Annotated in this window: 12 protein-coding genes and 2 CRISPR repeat arrays; all 12 genes read left to right on the top strand. The window is 32.1% G+C overall.

The annotated features are described in order from the left end of the window. Window positions 1-109: 109 nt before the first annotated feature. Window positions 110-7,045: a CRISPR direct-repeat array (repeat unit 29 nt; unit sequence ATTTATATCCCACTACGTTCAGATAAAAG). 322 nt (window positions 7,046-7,367) lie between these two features. Further along, entirely contained in the window at window positions 7,368-8,312 is a 945-nt protein-coding gene (locus ACTNDN_RS09755; protein WP_031539844.1) for a helix-turn-helix transcriptional regulator, read from the top strand. Window positions 8,313-8,590: 278 nt separating this feature from the next. Next, on the top strand, window positions 8,591-9,292 hold the full coding sequence (gene cas6, locus ACTNDN_RS09750) for a CRISPR-associated endoribonuclease Cas6 (RefSeq protein ID WP_441131173.1): 702 nt from the start codon (window positions 8,591-8,593) through the stop codon (window positions 9,290-9,292). Between the two features lie 24 nt (window positions 9,293-9,316). Then, window positions 9,317-11,092: a type I-B CRISPR-associated protein Cas8b1/Cst1 gene (gene cas8a1 / locus ACTNDN_RS09745; protein WP_441131172.1), complete on the top strand. Its 1,776-nt coding sequence runs from the start codon at window positions 9,317-9,319 to the stop codon at window positions 11,090-11,092. After that, a complete protein-coding gene (gene cas7i, locus ACTNDN_RS09740; RefSeq protein ID WP_441131171.1) occupies window positions 11,085-11,978 on the top strand; it encodes a type I-B CRISPR-associated protein Cas7/Cst2/DevR in 894 nt (297 codons plus the stop codon). Before cas8a1 ends, cas7i begins: the two co-directional genes overlap by 8 nt. Before the next feature lie 11 nt (window positions 11,979-11,989). After that, on the top strand, window positions 11,990-12,727 hold the full coding sequence (cas5b, locus tag ACTNDN_RS09735; RefSeq protein WP_441131170.1) for a type I-B CRISPR-associated protein Cas5b: 738 nt from the start codon (window positions 11,990-11,992) through the stop codon (window positions 12,725-12,727). 64 nt (window positions 12,728-12,791) lie between these two features. Further along, window positions 12,792-15,053, top strand: coding sequence for a CRISPR-associated helicase Cas3' (gene cas3 / locus ACTNDN_RS09730; protein ID WP_441131169.1), 2,262 nt, complete (start codon window positions 12,792-12,794; stop codon window positions 15,051-15,053). A 14-nt stretch (window positions 15,054-15,067) separates the two neighbouring features. Next, window positions 15,068-15,589, top strand: coding sequence for a CRISPR-associated protein Cas4 (cas4, locus tag ACTNDN_RS09725; protein ID WP_031539854.1), 522 nt, complete (start codon window positions 15,068-15,070; stop codon window positions 15,587-15,589). After that, complete coding sequence (cas1b, locus tag ACTNDN_RS09720; RefSeq protein ID WP_349204906.1) at window positions 15,579-16,565, top strand: type I-B CRISPR-associated endonuclease Cas1b; 987 nt, start codon at window positions 15,579-15,581, stop codon at window positions 16,563-16,565. The genes cas4 and cas1b overlap by 11 nt, the downstream gene beginning before the upstream one ends. A 5-nt stretch (window positions 16,566-16,570) precedes the next feature. Next, window positions 16,571-16,834, top strand: a complete 264-nt coding sequence (cas2, locus tag ACTNDN_RS09715; RefSeq protein ID WP_031539856.1) for a CRISPR-associated endonuclease Cas2 — start codon at window positions 16,571-16,573, stop codon at window positions 16,832-16,834. A gap of 231 nt (window positions 16,835-17,065) precedes the next feature. Continuing rightward, window positions 17,066-19,057: a CRISPR direct-repeat array (repeat unit 29 nt; unit sequence GTTTTAACTGAACGTAGTGGGATATAAAT). A 345-nt stretch (window positions 19,058-19,402) separates the two neighbouring features. After that, window positions 19,403-19,996, top strand: coding sequence for a cell wall hydrolase (locus tag ACTNDN_RS09710; RefSeq protein ID WP_031539857.1), 594 nt, complete (start codon window positions 19,403-19,405; stop codon window positions 19,994-19,996). A gap of 99 nt (window positions 19,997-20,095) precedes the next feature. Then, entirely contained in the window at window positions 20,096-20,872 is a 777-nt protein-coding gene (locus ACTNDN_RS09705; protein ID WP_235252381.1) for a serine/threonine protein kinase, read from the top strand. 474 nt (window positions 20,873-21,346) lie between these two features. After that, window positions 21,347-21,520 carry a hypothetical protein gene (locus tag ACTNDN_RS09700; protein WP_284561228.1) on the top strand — a complete coding sequence of 58 codons (174 nt, stop codon included), beginning with the start codon at window positions 21,347-21,349 and terminating at the stop codon, window positions 21,518-21,520. Window positions 21,521-21,620 lie beyond the last annotated feature (100 nt).

Here is a 21,620-nt window from a genome sequence, read left to right as displayed (position 1 = left end):
TCATTTCGTCGACGATTTGACACCCCGCATCATACCAAGAGGGCTCTTTTTGTTCAAGTCCCCGAAAATCCTTCTAACAGGAATGCTCCTTTTTAAACGCCCATAACTTATTTATATCCCACTACGTTCAGATAAAAGGCTTACACTGTCAGTAATCAACAGAAACATAAAAAAATTTATATCCCACTACGTTCAGATAAAAGGTTATTGAGTATTCACATCCAAAAGAATTGTATATTAAATTTATATCCCACTACGTTCAGATAAAAGAACACACTCCTTATCTAGTTACAGTAATATTTAATTATTTATATCCCACTACGTTCAGATAAAAGGAATTAAAGTTCCTAGACAAGAAAAGTTAATTCCTAATTTATATCCCACTACGTTCAGATAAAAGTGGATTAAATATCCACATCCAGCACTCACTGCTTTATTTATATCCCACTACGTTCAGATAAAAGGTTAATGCCTTTTACTATTTTCGCTTGTGTATCGTTTATTTATATCCCACTACGTTCAGATAAAAGATGAAAGTATTGAAAAATTAGCTGATAAATTAGTTCCGAATTTATATCCCACTACGTTCAGATAAAAGAACAAAGTGACTTTTCAAGTATAAATGTCTGACCGTATTTATATCCCACTACGTTCAGATAAAAGAATTGAACCCAATGTGGACGGGGAAGAGCATGGAAAAATTTATATCCCACTACGTTCAGATAAAAGAATTCCTGATGAGATTCTAAATTTGAATTTTACTACTATTTATATCCCACTACGTTCAGATAAAAGACGAATGCGATAAGTACATATAGTTTGTATTTGCAATTTATATCCCACTACGTTCAGATAAAAGCGCGACTGGAATGTAAAACCTAGCGAAAGAAAAGACATTTATATCCCACTACGTTCAGATAAAAGTTAAATTCAGCTAAAATATCACTAGCCTTTTTGCTTAATTTATATCCCACTACGTTCAGATAAAAGCAGCCACAGAAGTATATGATACAACCAATGCAATGGGTATTTATATCCCACTACGTTCAGATAAAAGGCCGTTATTTATTACAAGACGATATCACTGTTGCTTCATTTATATCCCACTACGTTCAGATAAAAGCGGTTTTCGATAGTATCTGTATTGTGTTTAACTTCATTTATATCCCACTACGTTCAGATAAAAGAAGGTGATTCTAGTCCATTAACAGGGGTACTTAGTGTATTTATATCCCACTACGTTCAGATAAAAGGAAGTTTCAGCTTTAATCCACTGAAATAACCTTTTAATTTATATCCCACTACGTTCAGATAAAAGTTTTCGTTTCCGTATGGCGCTCCGCCCTTATTTCCTAATTTATATCCCACTACGTTCAGATAAAAGTTGTTTGCTTTAGCATATTCCAAAGCAGCCTTAAAAACATTTATATCCCACTACGTTCAGATAAAAGTGTGGAATGGATAGTCCTTTTAATTGAACTTCCATATTTATATCCCACTACGTTCAGATAAAAGATGTCACTCCTTTGACTGTTAATGACCTAAAAAACTATTTATATCCCACTACGTTCAGATAAAAGTTGATTACCAATGGACATGGGATACTCAATCATACCCTATTTATATCCCACTACGTTCAGATAAAAGTTTTATACGTGTGTAGAAAATATAATGTTGTTCCGATGTATTTATATCCCACTACGTTCAGATAAAAGCGTAACAGGAGAGCCTTGGAACGTCTCTCTGACACATTTATATCCCACTACGTTCAGATAAAAGGTTCTTATCAAGGTAATTCAGCAATGATGGATACAATTTATATCCCACTACGTTCAGATAAAAGTGGTGTATCGAAACAGATATTCAAGAGACATCCGAATTTATATCCCACTACGTTCAGATAAAAGCTAGAATAACAGGATTAGCGAAAGATAAATTCCAGAATTTATATCCCACTACGTTCAGATAAAAGTGGAATAAGTTATGAAAAGACGTTCAACGAATTATGATTTATATCCCACTACGTTCAGATAAAAGTGGGCAGACACTCGTTTCGAAGACCCTAACAGCCTTAATTTATATCCCACTACGTTCAGATAAAAGTAAAAGGTGGCGGAGCAGTAGTTAAGTCCACAAGCAGATTTATATCCCACTACGTTCAGATAAAAGGTAAATTCGCAGGTAAAAAAGGAATTAAAGTATCAACAATTTATATCCCACTACGTTCAGATAAAAGAATGATGTAACGTGATTAATTGCACCTTTCGCTAAATATTTATATCCCACTACGTTCAGATAAAAGACTTTATAGCCTAGCTCCTTCAATCGATTCTGGACCTATTTATATCCCACTAAGTTCAGATAAAAGTACAAAAACAGATAACTTTTTAAAAGGAATTAAAAGATTTATATCCCACTACGTTCAGATAAAAGAATTATCATCTTGTTATGCTGATACTAACGGTAAAAAATTTATATCCCACTACGTTCAGATAAAAGGGCGATCGATTACTAATGCACTAATTGTTGCGTTAATATTTATATCCCACTACGTTCAGATAAAAGGGTGTAGGTTCAATTACTGCTCATCATGTTCATTCTTAATTTATATCCCACTACGTTCAGATAAAAGGGTACTTTAATTAGAACAATCGTATTATTTATTGCTTATTTATATCCCACTACGTTCAGATAAAAGGGAACAAGCACGCCAAAAAGAATTGGAACGTCAAAAAAATTTATATCCCACTACGTTCAGATAAAAGATGACAAGTGCTGAAATAGTGTTGATGACATCGCATATTTATATCCCACTACGTTCAGATAAAAGAGGCATATATCCTAATAATGCAAGCGATTTTATTATACAATTTATATCCCACTACGTTCAGATAAAAGGCAGAGATTGTTACTACTCCTTCTAAGCCATCTAGATTTATATCCCACTACGTTCAGATAAAAGATCCGTTGTCCCTTCTAAACCTTCGATACTTCCTTATTTATATCCCACTACGTTCAGATAAAAGAAGATTCGCTCAGAAGGATAAAAGACTAATCATAAAATCATTTATATCCCACTACGTTCAGATAAAAGCAAAGATACATTAAAGGAAATTAAAGATGATACGAAAATTTATATCCCACTACGTTCAGATAAAAGGAGTAAGTCTAAAGCAAATAATAGAAAAAGATGAAATATTTATATCCCACTACGTTCAGATAAAAGTTGATCCTGGTACTAGACTAGGATTATAAATTCCTAATTTATATCCCACTACGTTCAGATAAAAGACTATTTTTAGAAAATTAGACAAACTGAGAGACTTATTTATATCCCACTACGTTCAGATAAAAGCTCAATCGCTTCATCAATTTTGATGGCTGGTGTTGCATTTATATCCCACTACGTTCAGATAAAAGATCCAGGTAATTATGAAACAAAGATAGTTACTCCTTAATTTATATCCCACTACGTTCAGATAAAAGAATATCCTCCACAGGACGGGGAGTTATTTAGAAATCCATTTATATCCCACTACGTTCAGATAAAAGTCCTTCAACTTCTCCAACAAACCTCCGTTGTCCTTCAATTTATATCCCACTACGTTCAGATAAAAGGGTGGGGAATTTATAGACTCATCGTCTTCCCTTCTTATTTATATCCCACTACGTTCAGATAAAAGGATGATGAAGTGGCAGTCGTTCCACCACCACTGCTTGGATTTATATCCCACTACGTTCAGATAAAAGACGTCTGTGGAGTGGTGCATTTGCGGGACTTGGAGCGACATTTATATCCCACTACGTTCAGATAAAAGATATTGTTCTTTATTGAAAGTAGTTTCTCGTATCAGATTTATATCCCACTACGTTCAGATAAAAGTTAAAGGATTAACCGTAAAGAATGTGTATGTCAAAGATTTATATCCCACTACGTTCAGATAAAAGATTAGTTATATAACTTTAGAGAGGATGAGTAATTGAATTTATATCCCACTACGTTCAGATAAAAGAGATTCGCAGCTAAAAAAGGAATTAAAGTATCAACAATTTATATCCCACTACGTTCAGATAAAAGTACAGACATGCTACACATTGAGACCCCTATTGTAAATTTATATCCCACTACGTTCAGATAAAAGGAGAAGAGACAATACCCTAACTCTACAAAAGACAGATTTATATCCCACTACGTTCAGATAAAAGCAGAAATTCTTCTGTAATCTCCTTCTCCTGTAATCATATTTATATCCCACTACGTTCAGATAAAAGCTACTAGTTTACTAGGCGACGTTGCTTCCGTTGCTGGATTTATATCCCACTACGTTCAGATAAAAGTGGCAGTGGTTGTCTTTGTCACTGTTTTCGTTGCCTTATTTATATCCCACTACGTTCAGATAAAAGTAATCAATCCTAGCAAGCTGACTATCCCCAGAACGATTTATATCCCACTACGTTCAGATAAAAGAAAAGTTCAAGTTGTAGATAAGCCACCACCATTTGCATTTATATCCCACTACGTTCAGATAAAAGCTTATTTATCTGCTGTAGCTATTTGGTATGTAGCACGTATTTATATCCCACTACGTTCAGATAAAAGATGGATCTCAAAGGGGAATACATCAATATTGGAACATTTATATCCCACTACGTTCAGATAAAAGATTTTTAAAATTTCATTGTTTATGTGTGTTTATAAAATTTATATCCCACTACGTTCAGATAAAAGAAACTTTATTTACTACGAAGTTCCCTTTTTCACTTCCTTATTTATATCCCACTACGTTCAGATAAAAGTTGTCATAGATGGATGATCGCTTGATATAATCATAGTTACATTTATATCCCACTACGTTCAGATAAAAGTTTAGTTACGTAATCCATAAAAGCAGCACGATATTCATTTATATCCCACTACGTTCAGATAAAAGGAGAGATAGTTAATGATAGTGTAATCAATAAACTCCATTTATATCCCACTACGTTCAGATAAAAGTCCCTTCCATCATTTCGCCTACTGTGATTACTTCTCTATTTATATCCCACTACGTTCAGATAAAAGGAGATACAGGAAAAGTATTTCGATTTAACGGAAGTTCCATTTATATCCCACTACGTTCAGATAAAAGGGCAGAGACAAAAAAGAAAAAGAGTATCTTTAAGAAAATTTATATCCCACTACGTTCAGATAAAAGGCAACTTTAGCTGACCTAGAAAGTGAGGATGATACAAGATTTATATCCCACTACGTTCAGATAAAAGTCGCAAACGCACCGTTGGGCGTACCTGCTTCTTTTCTATATTTATATCCCACTACGTTCAGATAAAAGCTGCCGGCTTAACTGTTTTTTCTTCTACGCTATCGTATATTTATATCCCACTACGTTCAGATAAAAGGGAATATTTCCATCATGGACTACACAAGAAATTACAGGATTTATATCCCACTACGTTCAGATAAAAGTTTAAGCTTAATGAATTACCTAGCAAAGTAACAATAACTGATTTATATCCCACTACGTTCAGATAAAAGTAACATCTAGTGATTTTAAAAATTTCTGATACATAATATTTATATCCCACTACGTTCAGATAAAAGTTTATGACCAAGTATATGTTCCGCACCCAAGTCCATCCTATTTATATCCCACTACGTTCAGATAAAAGAGAAGGAAAAACACTTTATATTCCGATTGATAAGACGCATTTATATCCCACTACGTTCAGATAAAAGTTATCTGGTTGATAGTCTATTGATATGCACTATCCAAATTTATATCCCACTACGTTCAGATAAAAGAAGGGCAAATTTCTGCAGCATTCCGTGAAGAACAAATATTTATATCCCACTACGTTCAGATAAAAGTTCCAAAATTGATTCATCTACTATGAACGTGACTCCATATTTATATCCCACTACGTTCAGATAAAAGAATTTAAGACATCGAATCACTATTCAGCATTATGTTTCATTTATATCCCACTACGTTCAGATAAAAGGGTGTAAAACGCTATTCTTTCCAAGATCAATCATCATTTATATCCCACTACGTTCAGATAAAAGTTTAAAATTACTACACTCTGACCGAAAAACAATACATTTATATCCCACTACGTTCAGATAAAAGGATCGAATTGATTTAGATGTTCAAGCTAAACTTATTTATTTATATCCCACTACGTTCAGATAAAAGTGTCTTCAAGGGTTGAAATCATGTCTTGTCTTCCCAATTTATATCCCACTACGTTCAGATAAAAGAAGTGCAAGGTTAGTGCATAATTGTTTTATTTAATGCATTTATATCCCACTACGTTCAGATAAAAGGGAAAATTGGAAGAACGAAATAAACTCGCTGCACAGATTTATATCCCACTACGTTCAGATAAAAGTCAAAAGACAAAAATGGTCACCAAATGCAAACTACAATTTATATCCCACTACGTTCAGATAAAAGTATCGCAAGTGTGAAAGTTGCCACTGCTACTCCTGCATTTATATCCCACTACGTTCAGATAAAAGCTGACCATCCAAGTGTCTTATCAAGCCAAATTCTCTTATTTATATCCCACTACGTTCAGATAAAAGAATCCAAACAGTTCAATCTAAAAAGCAATTTAAGATATTTATATCCCACTACGTTCAGATAAAAGAAAGAACGAATTATTTGTCTAGTTGTTGGCGCAACTATTTATATCCCACTACGTTCAGATAAAAGTCTTTTGGCACGATGTTAGACCATGATTCGTTTGCTAATTTATATCCCACTACGTTCAGATAAAAGACTCTCGTGCAGAGGCAACTTATTACGAGCAATTAAAAATTTATATCCCACTACGTTCAGATAAAAGACTACCTTTTGAATATTAGCGTCGAAGTTGTCTCCGATTTATATCCCACTACGTTCAGATAAAAGATCGTTGTCTTGTATTTGTCTTGACGGTTTACTCGAATTTATATCCCACTACGTTCAGATAAAAGAACTTCTTACTATTTTAGTAGAAAGAGAAAATAACAAATTTATATCCCACTACGTTCAGATAAAAGCCTCAAATTTATTATGAGAAAACCCTATATGTATCAAGGCTTTAAGGCAATTGTTGTTTTAATAATATTTATCCACTTTGCAGTGAACCTATAGTCGTGTATCCCTGCTTTTTATAAAAAACTATTCAAACCCTTGTCGCTTCTATGTTTGAAGCAAATTTAAATGAAAATAGGTTTACTGCAGATTTATACTTTAATTATAATAATTATAATATATTCGTACGTCTTAATATAGTTAATTACTGTTTTGAGACAGGACTTTATTATCTATAGTATATTATATTTAGTGGTAAAGAGGAATTTATTTTAGGAGCTGTTTTAGATGAAAATGAATAAGGTGGAAAGACTTTTTAAAATTATTGATTTCCTTAATGCTGGGAATTATGTAACAGCAGAGGAATTGGCTCATCTTACAAAGACATCAAAACGGAATATTTACCGAGATATGAGAGAATTAGAGACAGTAGGTTTCTATTTTCATACGGAGAAAAAAGGCTATCTATTAATGGAAAAGCCAGCTAAACATAATGTTGGTCTAACGGATAGAGAATGGCTCTCACTTTTATTAACACAAGCACTTCCAAAGCAACAGGTGATTTCAGCAAACTCGATGCAAATAGAATATAAGGTTGGTAGAAATAAAACTAGCAAAGAAGAAAGATGGAATAAGGTAATTAGTGAGCGAGTATTACACCATTTTCTTTATCGAGATATCTATGACGAAAATTTAATGATTTCACTTGTAAAGGCTATTGAAAAAAGAAGAAGTATAATGATTACTTATTATAGTCCGACTAATGCAATAGAAACGAAAAGATTAATTGATCCCTATTATCTTATCGATAGAGATGATCATTATTATATAGTGGCGTATTGTCATGAAAAAAAGGATTTTCGCAATTTTCGTATGGATCGTATTAAAGCATGGCAAATAGAAAAACGAATATATGTGTTCCAAGAGAGTTTTTCTATTGTTCAGCACCTATCCAATTGGAAAATGGATCGTACAGATGAAATAAATAAATTCGTTGTACGATTTAGTAAAAAAGTAGGGAAATATATAAAGGAAAAAGAGTTTTATGATAAGAATGCTATAATAGAAGAAGAGGAAGATGGTTCAGTAATTCTAACTATTGAAACAATGAGTAAATTATTTTTACGTTGGGTCAGGAAATATGGAATGGATGCTGAAGTAATAGAGCCTAATCACATAAGAGAACAGTTAAAGAATGAATTTAAAAAGTTATTGGATATTTATGATAATTAATTTTTATCTGAACGTTCCTGGGATATAAATATTTAGTATTATTTGATTAAGAATTAATTTTATTTGAACGCAGTGGGATTCATAAGTAGACAGTAATTTTAGCAGGAACTTAAGTAGGGGAGCCAATACCCTACTTATTTTTTATTTAAAAAAACATTTGTTCGCTGACGGCTTTTGTCAGTCTGTCCTTTATAATATAAATAAATTTTTACAAATGCTTGTATATTTCCATTTATTGGTATAAAATAATATCAATTAATATTAAATGGGGTGATAAAATGAGATGTGTATTTAGTTTTCAAATCGAGTACTTTCCAATAAAGTATCGGCTATTACTATTGTCGTTCATAAAGGAAATAACCCGATCGCAATCAGAAGAGTTTTATCAGTCTTTTTTTGTTGAAAGGGAAAAAGAAACAAAAAGATTTTCTTTTGCTCCTTATTTTCCGAATATTCGAATAGATGGTGACTTAATTGTTTCAGAAGAATTAAATTTAACGGTATCTAGTACGAATATGGAAATGATGATTTACCTCATCAATGGCATACAACAAAAGAGAGAATACTCCTATAAAGGAAGAGTCATGAAATTTACGGGAATGAAGATGGTAAAAGAAAAGCCAATTGTTCAATCGCAAGTCTGGTTTAAGACGCTTTCACCAATTCTAGTGGAATCAAAAGAGCGAAAACCATTGCTTGTCGGTGATGATAATTTTGAAGACGAATTAAATATAATTAGTTCAAAAATAATGCAGAGTAAATATGGAAGAACTTTATACCAGCCAATTAAAATACTAAAACATCAGATGAAAAAAAGTGTAGTGAAAGAAAATTTACATCAATCATCAGGAGATTTATATTTTACAGGAAATACTGGCCGATTTTTGTTAGAAGGTGATCCTCGTGATTTAAGAATATTCTATTCGGAGGGTATAGCACTTCGGAGTAACCAAGGATTTGGCTGTATAGATGTTTTATAACTTGAGAGGAGGTGAGAATGGATAGTGACAATAGTAAGAATAGAGACTGCTGATGCGCTTTTAAATGCTGGGATTACGGGCTTTGTGAATATCTTAAAGGATGCCAATATTACCTCTTACAAATGTGTTAATAACTATGTAGAATTTGACATATCAATCTTAGAAAATTTCCATCATTATTATTTTGATTATTTCGCAAACAGGTATAAAGAACTGTTATCATATACTTTTATTATAACAAAGGGAAAGGATTTTCTTTATAAAAAAGAATGGGATGATAAGACAATAGAAGATTGGAATAAATATATTGAAAGAGCAAAAAAGAATCTTAAAAGTAATAGTTATACAGCTGCATATAAAATGATGTCTTGTACGGAAGTAGATTTAATAGAGATGGAAAAAAAGCTAAAAAAGCTGAAGTTAAAAAAGAATCAAACCGTTTCAGATATTCAAAATGAAATCCATGAACAAATACACTATCTACAAACTATTATTGACTTTTTGGAAAAAGAGGAGGTAAAAAAGTATATTCTTGCTAAAAATATTGCCTATACAATTATTGAGAACTTTTGGGGTGGAGTATCTTTTTTGTATAAATCAAAAGAAGCTACAACAGCTGATATTTTTGAAGAGTATAAAAAATATTTTATTAATCCGGTCAAGTTTTATTATGAGGAAGATCACACAAAAGATAAATATGTATGCTTTATTAGCAATCAGCCTATTAAAAAAACAGAAAAGCCATATGCATATGGGATGAGTTGGCTTACCAGTATGGGAGTAGATATGGGGAAGAAGAAATCTCATTTTTGGAATTTGCAGTCAAACACATGCTATATCTCACCGCTTATTAATTTTATTTATTCGTGTATTCCTGCTGGGTTTACTTTTATGAATAATCAAGGATATTTTGTCAATTGTAACAGTTCTGTTGAAGCTCTAACTAGATTAAATAACAATCATGAAATGTATGTCATTAAATCAGATGATAATATTCAACTACTAGAAGCAAGAACATACTATCAATTGATAGATTTTATGGAAAATCAAAAACATAAGAAAGCAAAGTATGAGGTAGATAATATTCAAGTTATTAAATTTAGCAATACAGATAATAAGACAGATAATTTTAGACCATACACTTATAATGTACTTTCAAAAGATAAATTGGAAGTTATTAAACGGCATCAAAAATCATTAAACAATATGATTAACAGGGTAGTGAAGACGGGTGATGGTTCATACTTAAGGATTTATCAAAATGTGATGGAACGATTATACAGCAATAAAAATCAATTTGATTTAATTGGTTTATTATGTCGGACAAATTTGCCGAGCAAAGCAGAAGAGCCGATTAGAAGTAATAGACTCATATTAGATATTGTTTACTTTAATAATAGTTTTATAGGGACAATAATTCAAAATCAAAAAGAGAAGGAGGATGGTTCGATGAGTGATTATTATTCCTATGTTCGTAGGGAAACCATTGCATATATGGAAAATGCGGGTAGAAAATTAGCCTATAATTATAAAGTTAGAAATGCCAGCAATAAATTAGGTGGGATTACCTATCGTTTACTTAATGCTTTAAAAACAAAGGATACAGGAAAATTTATGGACACTTTTATCAATGCCCATTTATATGCTGCAAGAGAAGGAGAATTAATCATTCCTCCTCAAATGACAGAGGCATTAACGGATGAAGATAAATTGCAAACACTTGGCTATGCATTTGTTTTAGGTTTGCGTTCAGGACTTAATCCTAAAGGAGATAAAAAGGAGGAAGAAGAAAATGAATAAAAAAGGTTTAACGTTATCAATTGTTTTTGAAGCGGAAAGTGGCAACTATGGCGAAGGAGTCGGGAATGTTACATCATTAAAGAAGTTAACAAGAGGAACTGGCGATAGTTTTACATATATTTCAAGACAAGCACTTCGCTATAATATCATCCAGCAAATGGGAGAGGATCGTACTCCTCTTGAAGTGGATGGATCTGTCATACAATTTGCTCCGGATGCTCTAATTTCTGATTATCCAGAAATTGATTTATTTGGTTATATGAAAACAAATAAAGGAACGAAAACACGATCTGCTGTTGCTCGTTTATCTAATGCCATTGCATTAGAAAGTTTTCAAGCAGATACAGATTTTTTAACTAATAAAGGATTATTTGATCGTTATCAAGCTGCAACTATAACGGAAGGAAAAGAACAAAAAAAAGGTGGTAATATTGCGCAAAGCGAGATGCATCATTCGTATTATACGTATACAGTTACCATTGACTTAGATCAAATAGGCATCGATCATAATGAGAAGGAAATTTCTGTTTCTAATGAGGAAAAAGCCAACAGAGTAAATGCTTTACTGCAAACTTTAAAATTTTTATATCGTGATATAAAAGGAAGAAGAGAGAATTTTTCGCCATTATTTGTAATTGGTGGGGTGTATGATATAAAAAACCCATTTTTTGAAAAACGTATTAAAGTAAAGGATAATAAACTAAATGTGCAAACATTAGCTGGTGTTTTAGCGTTAGATAGCCATATAGCAGATTATACAAAATGCGGTCTCATTGAAGGAATATTTGATAATGATCAACAAATTAAAGATACACTTTCTCCTTTATCTGTTGCTGCTTTCTTTGATTTTATCCAAAAAGAAGTAAGCAACTATTACTTAGATTAAGTGGTGAGAATATGAGAGCATTGAGAATAAAACTTTATCAAAATATGGTTAATTATAAGTTGCCATCTAGTTTTCAATTAAAAGAAACATATCCGCTTCCTCCGTACTCTACTGTATCGGGAATGATTCATCGCGTATGTGGTTTTACCGAATATCATCCATTAAAAATCAGTATTGGAGGGGATTACTATTCAAAAGTCAATGATTTAGCAACAAGATATGAATTTGCTGCAGCAACATATGAAACAGCAAGACATGCCTATAAATTGCATTCTTCTGAAGATAATCGGGACTATGGATTAGCAAGAGGAGTAAGTACAACGGAACTATTAACAGATGTAGAATTAATGATTCATATTTTGCCGGAAAAGGAAGAAGACTTAGAGGTTTTGTATCAGTCGTTTAAAAATCCTTCCGAGTATATTTCCCTTGGGCGTAGGGAGGATTTGGCAAGAATTGAAGAGGTAAAGCTTGTAAACATAAAGGAAAATGAATTAAAAGACACTTATACATTAAGCTACTCTGCATATATACCTGTAGAATTATTTGAGAGCTACAGTTCTGAAGGTATAGAGTTTGCCACTGTTTACAAGCTAAATCGATATTATGAAAAAGTACAAATCAAAAAAGGATTAGAGCAAAGAAGATGGAAACAAGTTTCTGTATTTTATGGAGCAAAAGGCAGAGAAGTTCTAAATGATAATGTTTATGAATTCGATGAAGATGGGAATATTGTCTTTTTTGCATAAAGTACAAGCTATGGAAGTGAATAAGACTAGGAATTCCTAGTCTTATTTTGAAAGGAGTATCATTATGAATAATTTATTTCTCGCTAAGTCAGATGTACAATTAGAAGAAACGATAGTAAAGCATACGAAAACATTATTACAAGAGTTAGATAGACTCAAAATTATTTATTGTAATATTCCGAATCTTAGGTGTGATTTATTAGAAATGGCATGTATTTACCACGATGTCGGAAAAATTAATACAAAATTTCAAAATAAACTATTGAAAGCATTAAAAAAGACCGATTATTTATTAGAAGATATGTTACCGAAAGCGGGGGAAGTTCCCCACGGATATTTAAGCTGTGCATTTATTCCTTATAAGGAAATATTAGAAAATAAAGAGGAAAGAGAAATTGTGGCACAAGCTGTTTATTATCACCATAAAAGATCTGCAGCTAGCCCTAAAGATTTGAAAGAAACGATTCTTTATGATTTACCCAAGTATTATCTTTCATTTAAAGAAGCATTTCCATTTTTCTTGGCTGAACCAAAAGCAAATTTTAAGCCGTATCTTAATAGAAGAATAAGAAAACAAAGAAATCAAGAACAGGCTAAACAATTTGTGCTTGTAAAAGGCTTGCTTAACAAAATTGATTATGCTGCAAGTGCACATATCCCGGTGGAAATTGCTAATCCTGGTCTAGGTAATTATGTTGATAAATTCCTTGCGGTTAAATATAAGAGTGGAAGAAATGAACTGCAAAATTACTTGCTGGAAAATCAAAAGGAAAATAATATTGTGATTGCTTCGACTGGTATAGGAAAAACAGAAGCAGCATTATATTGGATTGGGAACAGTAAAGGTTTTTTTACACTGCCGCTTCGAGTATCAATTAATAGTATATATAGGCGTATAGAGAGTGAAATTAATTTTAAAGAGGTTGCATTACTACATTCAGAAACAGAAAGTGAATATGTGAAAAATGATCTTTATTCAATTGATTATTTTGAAAAGACAAGACAGTGGTCGATGCCTTTGACCATTTCTACGCTTGATCAAATTTTAGATTTTGTCTTTAAAGAAGAAGGGTTTGAAAAGAAATTAGCTACTTTAGCCTATTCCAAATTAGTAATAGATGAAATTCAAATGTATTCACCAAAAATGCTGGCTTGCCTTCTGGTTGCTTTAAAAGAGATAACAGATATAGGTGGGAATTTTACTATTATGACAGCAACTTTTGCTCCATTTTTATCAGATTTGATGGTGGGGAAATTAAATATTCCTTTTAAGCAACCATGCGATCCTTTCTACAAAAAATTAAATGGACAAGTTATAACTAGGCATCGTTTGATTGTAAAGAACGAGCAATTAAATATAGAGGATATAGTGAAAAATGAGATAGACCAAAAAATATTGATAATCGTAAATACTGTTCAAAAAGCTCAAGAAATACATGATGCATTAAAAGAGCGTGACGATGTATTTTTATTTCATAGTAGATTTACGAAAATGGATCGTAAAGCGAAAGAAGCTGCTATTCAAGAAATGGGGAAATTGGAGAATCCGAGCACTGGTATTTGGATTACGACACAAGTGGTAGAAGCAAGTGTAGATATTGATTTCGATGTTCTTTATACAGAACTTTCTGATTTGAATGGTTTGTTTCAGCGAATGGGTCGAGTTTATAGAAATAGAATATTAGATCATGAACGAGTTAATGTAGTTGTTTATGATGGTGGAAATGATTATCCATCTGGGATTAGTTATCGTGATAAATATAGTGTAGTAGATAGTAGTATTTTTGAAATTTCTAAACAAGCTTTGCAAGAATATAATTCTCCTATTATTTGTACAGAAGAGTTAAAGATGGAATTAATAGAAAAAAACTATACTACACAGCGTTTAGAAAAGAGTACTTATTATAACGATGTTAAAGAGTTTTTGGATATTTTAACAAGTATAGAAGAATATGATGAAGAATTAGATCCTCGAATTACAGATTTAAGAGAAATATTTAATGAAACGATTATTCCATATTCCGTTTATCAGGAAAATCAAAATACAATAGAGGACTTAGTTGCTAAATACAGTAAAACGTTAAGAATAAAAGCAACGAATGCGATAAGAGAAGAGCGTGCGAAACTTCGTGATGAATTATATGAGTTTACAGTAGATATTCCACAATTTAGAGTTGCAAATGCAAAAAAATTAAATAGAGAGGAACAATTTTTAAAGATAGGTAGCTATGAATCTATTAAAGTAATTGATTATGAATATGATTCAACAGTCGGTCTTAAATATCCAAATGATAAAAAATTATTTTCTAATAGTCAAATTTTATAAGGAGAGATAAGAGGATGCTGCAAACGAAAACAGTTGGTGGTGTGGATTTAGCCTACTATATTGTCTGTAAAAGAAAGCTTTGGTTATATAAGAAAGGAATTGGGATGGAAAGTGAGTCAGATAGAGTGCTCGAAGGATCTATTCTTCATGAGACTTCTTATCCTCGCCTAAATAAAAAAGAAATCCTTATTGATGGTGCATTTAAGATAGATGCAATTGAGGGGGAATATGTTAGAGAAATTAAATTATCTAGTAAAATGCAAGAGTCAGATAAAATGCAAATGCTGTTTTATTTGTACCAGCTTTTTTTAAGAGGAATGAAGAAAAAAGGCTTAATCAGCTATACAAAAGAAAAGAAAACAGTTGAGGTACTGTTGACAGAAGAGAATAAAAAAAATATTCAGCGAGCAATTGCGGAAGCGTATCAAATTATCGATCGAGACACTCCGCCTCCTATACAGAAGCTACGCTATTGTAAAAGTTGTGCCTATTATCCATTTTGTTTTTCTAGAGAGGATGACGATGATGATGCGTGATCACTATGTCTTTTCAAATGGAAGATTAAAAAGAAAAGATAATACAATATATTTTGAAAATGAAGACGGGCAGAAAAAGCCACTTCCTATCGAAAAAATTCAAACATTGCATTTATTTGGAGAAATTGATGTGAATACAAAACTGTTAACATATTTAAGCCAATATGGAATTACACTACAGTTTTATAATTATTATGGATTTTTTACTGGCGCATTTAACCCACGAGCAGCAAAAGAATCTGGACACGTTATAGTAAAGCAAACTGAACATTACTCTGATAAATATAAACGCTTGTATATTGCTTACCATTTTTTAAATGGTGCAGTTCATCATATGCTTCGAAATCTACGTAAACATAAAGAAATACCTGCTGAGTATATAGAAGGAATTCTATTACTATCAAACCAGTTGCACACTTCCACAAGTATTCAAGAATTAATGGGACGAGAAGGACAAATTCGTCATTTGTACTATCAATCTTTTAATCACATTTTTAAACAAGGTTTTGTCTTTGAAAAAAGAGAAAAACAACCTCCGAGAGATCCAATCAATGCCCTCATTTCATTTGGTAATACATTAATGTATCGAGTAGTATTAACGGAGATTTACAAAACTTCATTGAATCCTACCATAAGTTATCTTCATGAGCCATCAACTAAGAGATTTTCATTAAGTTTAGATATTGCTGAAATATTTAAGCCATTAATTGTTGATCCGATAATTTTTTCTCTAATCAACCGAAGGCAAATTACAAAGAAGCATTTTGATTATTTAGAAGGAGAAATATGTTATTTAAACGATGAGGGTAAGAAAAAATTTATTACGGCATGGGAAGAAAAATTAAATCAATCTGTTAAACATCGAATGTTAAAGAGAAATACGACTTATCGTTATTTAATCCGGCTTGAGTGTTATAAATTAATTAAGCATGTAATTAATGATGAAGTATATAAACCATTGAAAGCGTGGTGGTAGATTAAATGTTTGTTATTATTACTTATGATGTAAATGAAAAAAGAGTGGGAAAAGTTTGTAAAAAACTTAGGGAATATCTTGATTGGACACAAAATTCTGTTTTTGAAGGTGAAATAACAATTGGAAAATATAAGCAATGTATGGCGGATTTAAATAATATAGTTAATAAAGAAACAGATTCAGTATATGTCTACCAAGTGAAAAATCCACGTAATATAAAGAAGATTGTACATGGTAGGGAAAAGAATCCTTTGGATCTGTTTTTGTAGGAAAAGAAATTCCTAATTGTTAGAATTATTCTAATTAAACTATAAATTTGCATCAAACTTACTTTTAGAAAAAAACACTGAATCGCTTGCTATAAAAGGAATTAAAGCATATTTTAAAGTTTTTATAAAAACTCAACTAAAGGTTCACTGCAAATCTGTAAAATGGCGGTATTATAATAATGTACCTCAGCCCTTGATATAATAGGGTTCTTGATGTGTTGTTTTTTGGAGGTTTTAACTGAACGTAGTGGGATATAAATTACTTTACAACGGTTTATTTAACTGTGCAATAGCTCCGTTTTAACTGAACGTAGTGGGATATAAATTTGCTAATTGATTACTCATTCTTCTTCCTCCTCATCGTTTTAACTGAACGTAGTGGGATATAAATTTAAAAAAACATAAATAACAATTACAAACGACGCAAACGTTTTAACTGAACGTAGTGGGATATAAATTCGACAGGGTTACAATACACACTTTGAAAACGTCTTAAGTTTTAACTGAACGTAGTGGGATATAAATGATGGAATATCCACAACACTTGGAGAACCAACCAAAGTTTTAACTGAACGTAGTGGGATATAAATATCTTTAAATCAATCACTCCATTATGACAATTGAAGTTTTAACTGAACGTAGTGGGATATAAATATCTAAAAGGATTAGATGAAATAGAAAGATTAATTTGTTTTAACTGAACGTAGTGGGATATAAATGCATTATCAAAAACTTCTTCTAAATCATCAAATAAAGTTTTAACTGAACGTAGTGGGATATAAATTTAAAGCTATGTTTCATTTAAAAAAATATTTAAAAAGTTTTAACTGAACGTAGTGGGATATAAATTCAATAACGTTGTTTCTATCTACGTTACGGAGTATCCTGTTTTAACTGAACGTAGTGGGATATAAATAATTATGATGAACTAAAATATTTATCAGCTTATCAAGTTTTAACTGAACGTAGTGGGATATAAATTGAAAGAATAACATTTGAAGAAATGCCAGAAGAAGCGTTTTAACTGAACGTAGTGGGATATAAATTGTAGAAGCGGTTGGCGGTAAAGTTGCTAGCGTTTTGGTTTTAACTGAACGTAGTGGGATATAAATAGAGTTTTATCTAGATGTGTATAAATATGCCATTAGTTTTAACTGAACGTAGTGGGATATAAATTTTTCCTTTCTAACGGATATTTCTCCACCTAAGGAACGTTTTAACTGAACGTAGTGGGATATAAATGTTTTGATGTATATGTTTTTATTCAATGAATTGATGTTTGTTTTAACTGAACGTAGTGGGATATAAATCTGCTTGCCATTCCATATGAGCCATTCCAATTCATTGTTTTAACTGAACGTAGTGGGATATAAATTTTTGAAAGCTGAAGAAAAAACTGTTGACTTAAAAGTTTTAACTGAACGTAGTGGGATATAAATTTCATCTAATTTGTACTTTTCAATTATAGAAATCACGTTTTAACTGAACGTAGTGGGATATAAATCAGATACAATCTTCTTGCCTACTGCGTTATTTAAAGTTTTAACTGAACGTAGTGGGATATAAATCAGGATAAACATCTCCAGGACGGTAGAGAACTTTGTGTTTTAACTGAACGTAGTGGGATATAAATGTCTTTACAAGACAGGGAACACGATTCAGGTTGGATAGTTTTAACTGAACGTAGTGGGATATAAATCAATCTCAATATAGTGAAGAGAATTGCAATACTTAGTTTTAACTGAACGTAGTGGGATATAAATACTCATGTTATGCTGGTGCGCCAAGCAGAAGATATATGTTTTATCTGAACGTAGTGGGATATAAATAAGAGTCGGGAGACCTTTTCACGGGTTGCCCCTCCCCTTTTATCTGAACGTAGTGAGATATAAATTTTGAATACGACCTTCTTTAACGCCATCGAGCAAATTCTTTTATCTGAACGTAGTGGGATATAAAGAATTTATTTTTAGCTTTATAATCTAAAAATCGAATAACGTTTTATCTGAACGTAGTGGGATAAAAAGTTATAAACACTCCTTTTAAATTAAATTTCTTTCTTTGTTTTATCTGAACCTAGTGGGATATAAAGATCGCAAACGCACCGTGGGGCGTACCTGCTTCTTTTTGTTTTATCTGAACGTAGTGGGATATAAAGGTAACATAGCAATAGTTCTTCCTTGCCAAGTAAATCGTTTTATCAGAACGAAGTGGGATATAAACTTTACAACCATTATTGAACAAAATGCAGAAGAAATAATATTTTATCTGAACATAGTGGTCAAAATATGATAAATGACAAGTTAATAATACTCCTTTCTCTTTAATTCTTCCTTAATATTACTACCAAATAACAAACCGTAACATTCCTACCTAAATTCCCCTCCTAAGGAAATCCCTAGCTAACTAACTCAATTGGTTAACAATTCCATCAAAAATCTCATTCCTTATCTAGCAAAGCTTTCACCTAGCAATCTCTCTATTACCACTTTTTGGACGATGAATAGAAATATTACATCTGATAGCTTAGTAGTAGACACAGAAACAACTACTAGGAGGTAATAGAATTTGAAGACACTAAAGAAGCTAATAGTAGCCGCTGGAATTGTGTTATCTTTTTCAGCTTTTACATTAATAGAAGAAGCAGAGGCAGCAACGAATCGGACGATTCAATCTGGAGACACTTATTGGAAAGTAGCTACAGGATTTGGGATTCCTGTCAGTGATTTAATGAAGGCTAATAATAATAAACCGTTAATTATAGGTCAAAATATGATTCTACCAAATGCAACAGTCTCACCGGCTGATAAAGATTTAATGGCACGATTGGTACGTGCGGAGGCAGTTGGAGAACCTTATGCTGGGAAGGTTGCAGTGGCAGTTGTTGTTCTGAATCGTGTGAAAAGCAACGAATTTCCAAATACAATTCGTAATGTCATTTATGAAAAATCAAATGGCTATTATGCATTTACTCCAGTTCAAAATGGGGAGATAAATAAAGCTGCTGATGCAGAGTCAAAAAGAGCGGTGAATGAAGCCATTGCTTTAGGCAGCCAAGGAAATGGTTCTCTTTATTTCTTTAATCCAAAAACAGCCAAAAGTGACTGGATTTTAACACGAGAAGTAACGGTTACAATTGGAAATCATCGTTTTGCTAGATAAATAGTAATAGAAGCGCCAGTCTTAATAGATTGGTGCTTTTTTTGGACTATTTTTGTTAAAATGGAATGTAGAACATTTAAACAGAAGGGATAAACCATATTGAAATGGAGTTATGTAAATCGTTGGATCTTTGATAAACCACTAAAAAATAGAACCTCCTTAAACATATACGAAGTCGATAAATGTCTTGGCTTTGGTGCATATGGGATGATTTACTTGTGCACAGATAAACGCTCAGGAAAGAAATATGTAGTGAAACAATTGCGGCCAAGCAAAGGGAAAAAACAGCGCGAGTGTGAACGTTTTAAGGATGAAGCAGCGTTATTGAGAAAAATAGAGCACCCCGCGGTCCCAGCTCTAATCGAGGAATTTAAAATAGGAACTCTACATTATTATGTGATGGAATATGTAGAGGGAGATAATATAGAAGATTTATTATTTTTTCAAAATCAAAAGTTCACAGAAATAGAAGCGCTAGACCTGATGACTCAACTTCTCTCTATTATTAACTATCTTCATCAACACAAAATCTTTCATTTAGATATTAGACCACCAAATGTTCTTGTTAGAGAAGGTATAGTGTATTTAATTGACTTTGGTCTTGCTAAGCAAGTGGAAGATGAGGAGAAAGAAATGAGTAATTATCGTCAAGATGATTACTATGATTTGGGACAGATACTTTTGTTTTTATTGTATTCAGAGTTTAAAGGGAAGAAAAGCAAAAAAAGGACATGGCTTGAGGAATTAACGTTGCATCCTGCAACAGTAAAGCTTCTTAAAAAATTGTTAGCTATTTCCGAACCTTATACGAATGGGGATAAAATTGAAAATGATTTAAAAAGTGTGAGGGAAGCTTTAAAAAAATGTATAAACTAAAAAATCTTGTACATCTGAGTACAAGATTTTTTAGTATTAACTACTACTATGCTTCCGGCGCTTATAATAATGGCTCCCACCGTATGGATTGCGTTTTCTATAATCAGAGCTGCTGTAGCTTTTGTGTTTGTGATAACCTCTTCGGTCACTACTGCTATATCTTTTATGACGACGGCTTTTACTGTAGCTGCCCGAAAATTGCTGTATTTTCCTCATGATTTTTCTAAACAAAGTATCACCTCTTCTGATATACGGATTTAGATATTATTTTATCAAACAACGCATCGATATAACGAAAATTTACAAAAAAAATACATGATTGTAATAAAAAAAGATTGAATCATAATAAAATAGTGCTTACAAAAAATATGTGCTTAATCGCACTAAGTATATCGGATTTGTTATATAAATATTGCGTTCTAGTAATAAATATAATAATATTATTAATATTCTAAACAATTCGTTTTATTTGCGATGGTAGCTTCTTTTAGACTATATCGGAAAAGGGGTAATTGGGATCAAATCAATACAGAATTAGAACAAGGACTTGATCAATATTGGACAGATGCGAAATCTCTAGATGATGTACTGGCAGAATTAGAAGAGAGTGTTTCTCCATTATTGGAAGGTAGATATCCAAGTGAATAAATAATAGATGTAAAAAAGGATTTTTGCAAAATTCACAGAAGATATAATCTATGAGTAAAGCAATTTAAGAAAATAGTAAAAGAGTAATAGGAGAGGGGTT

The organism is Niallia sp. HCP3S3_B10 (genome assembly GCF_052064465.1).
GTDB lineage: Bacteria > Bacillota > Bacilli > Bacillales > Cytobacillaceae > Niallia > Niallia hominis.
The sequence above is the reverse complement of the archived record's forward strand: the minus strand, read 5'-3'. Positions and strand labels throughout refer to the sequence as shown.

What these genes read in the sequence shown, in the direction of transcription:
- cas5b (WP_441131170.1), top strand. Translation starts at nt 11,990, where the DNA reads ATGAGAGCATTGAGAATAAAACTTTATCAAAATATGGTTAATTATAAG.
- cas2 (WP_031539856.1), top strand. Translation starts at nt 16,571, where the DNA reads ATGTTTGTTATTATTACTTATGATGTAAATGAAAAAAGAGTGGGAAAA.
- cas6 (WP_441131173.1), top strand. Translation starts at nt 8,591, where the DNA reads ATGAGATGTGTATTTAGTTTTCAAATCGAGTACTTTCCAATAAAGTAT.
- ACTNDN_RS09755 (WP_031539844.1), top strand. Translation starts at nt 7,368, where the DNA reads ATGAAAATGAATAAGGTGGAAAGACTTTTTAAAATTATTGATTTCCTT.
- cas4 (WP_031539854.1), top strand. Translation starts at nt 15,068, where the DNA reads ATGCTGCAAACGAAAACAGTTGGTGGTGTGGATTTAGCCTACTATATT.
- cas1b (WP_349204906.1), top strand. Translation starts at nt 15,579, where the DNA reads ATGATGCGTGATCACTATGTCTTTTCAAATGGAAGATTAAAAAGAAAA.
- cas7i (WP_441131171.1), top strand. Translation starts at nt 11,085, where the DNA reads ATGAATAAAAAAGGTTTAACGTTATCAATTGTTTTTGAAGCGGAAAGT.
- ACTNDN_RS09700 (WP_284561228.1), top strand. Translation starts at nt 21,347, where the DNA reads ATGGTAGCTTCTTTTAGACTATATCGGAAAAGGGGTAATTGGGATCAA.
- cas3 (WP_441131169.1), top strand. Translation starts at nt 12,792, where the DNA reads ATGAATAATTTATTTCTCGCTAAGTCAGATGTACAATTAGAAGAAACG.